Source organism: Dietzia sp. DQ12-76, from assembly GCF_014145045.1.
GTDB lineage: Bacteria > Actinomycetota > Actinomycetes > Mycobacteriales > Mycobacteriaceae > Dietzia.
Genome location: NZ_JAALDV010000426.1, coordinates 1 through 3,809 on the forward strand (window position 1 = coordinate 1; position 3,809 = coordinate 3,809).

Consider the following 3,809-nt stretch of genomic DNA (forward strand, 5'->3'; position numbering starts at 1 on the left):
GGCGTCCAGGATCGCCGCCGCCAACGGATGCTCGCTGCGGACCTCCAGGGCGGCGGCCACCGCGAGGACCTCCGCCCCGGAGACCCCGTCCGCGGTCGCGATCTCGACGACGACGGGACGATTGCGGGTGAGGGTGCCGGTCTTGTCCAGGGCGATTCCGCGGATGCGGCCGAGGGCCTCCAGAGCGGCGCCGCCCTTGACCAGCACACCGAACCGGCTGGCCGCACCCACGGCGGCGTACACGGTGACGGGCACAGAGATCGCCAGGGCGCAGGGCGAGGCCGCCACCAGGACGACGAGGGCCCGTTCGATCCACACCTGCGGGTCGCCGAACAGGCTCCCCACCACCGCGATCAGCGCGGCGGCCACGAGGATGCCCGGGACCAGGGGCCTGGCGACGGTGTCGGCCAGCCGCTGGGCCTGGCCCCTGCGTGACTGTTCCGCCTCGACGATCTGGACGATCCTCGCCAGCGAGTTCTCCCGCGCCTCCGCGGTGACCGTGACCTCCAGGGCGCCGCTGCCGTTGATCGACCCCGCGTACACCTCGTCCCCCGGACCGGCCTCGACCGGGACCGATTCGCCGGTGATCGCCGAGTTGTCCAGGGCGGTGCGGCCGACGCGGATCGTGCCGTCGGTGGCGATCCGCTCGCCCGGTCGGACGATCATCACCTCGCCCAGACGGAGGTCGTCGGGCCCGACCCGCAGCTCGCGCCCGCCGCGGAGGACGGTGGCGGTCGACGGAACCAGCGACAACAGGGAGCGCAGGCCTCGGCGGGTGCGTGCGACCGAATACTCCTCGAGCCCCTCGCTGATGGCGAAGAGGAACGCCAGCAGGGCGGCCTCCTCGACCTCGCCGAGGATCACCGCGCCGGTGGCCGCGATGGTCATGAGCGTGCCCACGCCGATGCTGCCCCGCGCCAGGCGTCGGAGAGTCGACGGGACGAACGTGGAGCCCGCGACCAGGAGCGCGACCGCGTACAGCACGAACTCGGCCGGGTGGGGCCCGACGGTCCGGCCGAGGAGCAGTCCCGTCAGAAGCAGTGATCCGGCCGCGGCAGCGGCCCGGATCTCGGTGACCTGCCACAGGTGTTCCGGACCGCGGTTCTCACCGTCCCCGGCCGGAGGGTCATCGGGGCCGCACCCGCACGCGTCGCTCACGAGACGTGGTTGGGGCACAGCGCGACCGCCGACCCGGTCGCGGCGAGGAGCGTCTCGGCGGAGGCCAGCAACTCCATCAACTCGGGACGGGCGAGCGAATAGAACACCTGCCGGCCCTGCGGTCGCCCCTCCACGAGCCCGCAGTCCCGCAGGCACGCGACGTGGGCGGAGACCGTGGATTGCGCCAACCCGAGCTCGGCCACCAGGTCGGCGACCCGGGTCTCACCGCGCGCGAGCCGGCGGATGATCGCCAGCCGGGTTCCGTCGGACAGGCTGCGGAACAGCGCAACCCCGGCATCGATCGTCATTCGACGATGATAACGGGATTGAGCGATGTGTTCCAGGCTCGGCGCCGGCGTCGGCCCGGCCTCTAGGAATTGGCGATCGCGAGCACCGCCCAGACGGGGAGCCAGAGCCCGAAGCTCAGGATGGTCAGGATCAGGTGCAGCGGGTGGTTGACCCGCCTGCCGCCGCCGTGGGTGACGAACACCGTCTGCTGCATCGGGTACGGGTGGGGCATGATTCCCTGCGCCGGCATTCCGTAAGCCGTGTACTGCTGGAACCGGGCGGGGTCGCCGAACCCCTGCCCGGCCGTCGGCGACGCCAGATGATGGGGCACGAATTCGGTGCCCTGCCGGTACGGCGCCGCGGGGGTCATTCCGTAGGGCAGACCACCGTCGTGGGCGAGCCGTTCGACGTTCTCCGAGGCCGGGACGGTCGGACACTGGTCGGTCGCCGGCACAGGGGGATACAGCTCGGTGGGCGGCACAGGGGGGAACTGCTCGGTCGGAAACCGCTCTGTCGGGTAGCGCTCGGGAGGGAAGTGCTCCCCTGGGTACCGCTCCACGGGGGCGAATTGAGTCGTGGTCGCCGTGGTGTGGTCCCACCCGGCGTCCGAGGAGTCGTCGGAGCGGGAGGGGGTCTGCTCGTTCATGGCGGCTCGATTCACGATGTGCGGGGCCGGTGACCCGGCCGGTTTCGCCGGTCACCCTAATCGCGGGCACGGCCTGGTCACATCGGGCTGCGCTGCGAATCCGGGGATAAATGGGGGGTCCCCCGCAGTGCGCGCGACCGGATGGTCGGGGTCTACCCCGAGGAGCCCTCGCCCCTCCTGCGCCTGCCGACGAGGAACCAGAGCAGCAGCAGGAGCGCGGCGAGCACCAGCAGCGCCGCACCTGCTCCCAGGGGACGAACAGGCGCGGTGGTGGCCTCGGGCGAGCCGCCCGAGGCGGTGACGTCGCCCACCGGGGGGACCGCGAACTCGCGCGCGGTCGTCTGCTTCTCGGTCCCGCTCGCCAGATCGACGGTCGCCGTCCACTCCCCGGAGGGGAGCGGGATGGCCTCGGAGACGGGGAAGCGGATCTCGGCGGTCTCACCGGGCGCGATGGTGGCGGGTTCCGACGCGAGGGGAGGGGTCGCCAGCCCGCCGGGTCCGTCGGTGAGATCGAGTGTCCCGGCCACATCCACCGCCCTGTGTCCCGTGTTGGACACCGTCGCGAGGAATGCGGCGACGCCGACCGCTGCCCAGACAGGCCGCAGATCGAGGATCTCGAATCCGGAATCGGGCGCGCCGCCGGCTCCGGTGGAGAGGTACACGCGGACCCCGACGCGCGAGATCTGGTCGAGGCCGGTCTCGCCCGCACCGGAGCCGCTCGAGGAGGACCCGGGCGACCCGAGCGAGCCCGACACCGCCGACCCCGACGAGCCCGTTCCTGTGCCCACCGCGTTCCCGCCCGGGGCCGCGGAGGTGTGGGATGCCCAGATCACCGCGTACTGCTCGGCATCGGGTGCCCCGGCGGGCACGGTGATCGTCGCGGTGACCATCGCCGACTGGCCGGGCAGCAGGTTCAGCACCGATCTGTCGAGGTGGATCCACCGGGTCAGCGCGTTCGACTCCCCGGGCGACTCGGGGAGGAACGACCCGCCCTGCACCGTGGCAGGCCCGGCGTAGACCTCGATCCTCTGCGGGGAGTCGGTGTGGTTGCCCACCTCGAGTCGACGAGTGGTCGACGCCCCAGCGCTGAGATGGTCCACGATGTACCGATGTGCCCTGGGGTCGTTCGACGGCGTCGGCGGAGCGCTCCTGAGTCCGATCGAGATCGTGCCCGGGCTCGCGCCGGGTGACGGTCTCTGATGCGCGAGGGCGGGTGTGGGCGAGGCGGCGGCGAGCACGACCGACGCGATCAGCACGGCGGCGAGGAACGCCACGAGACGCGGGGCGAGGTGCCCTCGGATGGTGACGGGCCTCATCGTCGTCGTCATAACGCCGAGGTGATCAACGCGCCGCGGCCGGGAGCGGAGGGGCCGGTGGAACCGAGGCCGGGCACTGCCCTGTCCACCCTGACCCGGGGCGTCCATCTCCACGATGCGGAGGGCACGACGATCCCGCTCACCGCGAGGGCGTCCCGCGGGGCGCCCACCGGCGTCCAGTCCGGCATCCGGTTGGTCACCGCTCCGGGTCCGGTGGGGGAGACGACCCTGTACGAGAGGGATGGTCCCCGAGCGAGACCGGTGGCGGCGACGGACGCGCTCCAGTCGCGGGATCCGCCCCCGCGGCTGTCGATGACCGCGGTGTCGGCGAGCGTCACCTCGGAGACGCCGCTGCCGACGGGGAGGGCCAGGCCACCCTCCGCGGCGACCGCGATGTGCAG

The 3,809-nt window shown here is 72.5% G+C and carries 5 protein-coding genes; all 5 read right to left on the reverse strand.

Going from position 1 to position 3,809, the window contains the following annotated elements; genetic code table 11:
• A partial coding sequence (locus G6019_RS13890; RefSeq protein WP_182627823.1) for a heavy metal translocating P-type ATPase occupies positions 1 to 1,158 on the reverse strand: 1,158 nt, incomplete at its 3' end.
• On the reverse strand, positions 1,155 to 1,466 hold the full coding sequence (locus tag G6019_RS13895; RefSeq protein WP_107757221.1) for an ArsR/SmtB family transcription factor: 312 nt from the start codon (positions 1,464 to 1,466) through the stop codon (positions 1,155 to 1,157). The genes G6019_RS13890 and G6019_RS13895, both read right to left, overlap by 4 nt.
• A gap of 62 nt (positions 1,467 to 1,528) precedes the next feature.
• A complete protein-coding gene (locus G6019_RS13900; RefSeq protein WP_182613763.1) occupies positions 1,529 to 2,092 on the reverse strand; it encodes a hypothetical protein in 564 nt (187 codons plus the stop codon).
• 152 nt (positions 2,093 to 2,244) lie between these two features.
• Complete coding sequence (locus G6019_RS13905) at positions 2,245 to 3,408, reverse strand: hypothetical protein (protein WP_182613762.1); 1,164 nt, start codon at positions 3,406 to 3,408, stop codon at positions 2,245 to 2,247.
• 8 nt (positions 3,409 to 3,416) lie between these two features.
• The coding region (locus G6019_RS13910) for a hypothetical protein (RefSeq protein ID WP_182627825.1) at positions 3,417 to 3,809 on the reverse strand (393 nt) is incomplete at its 5' end.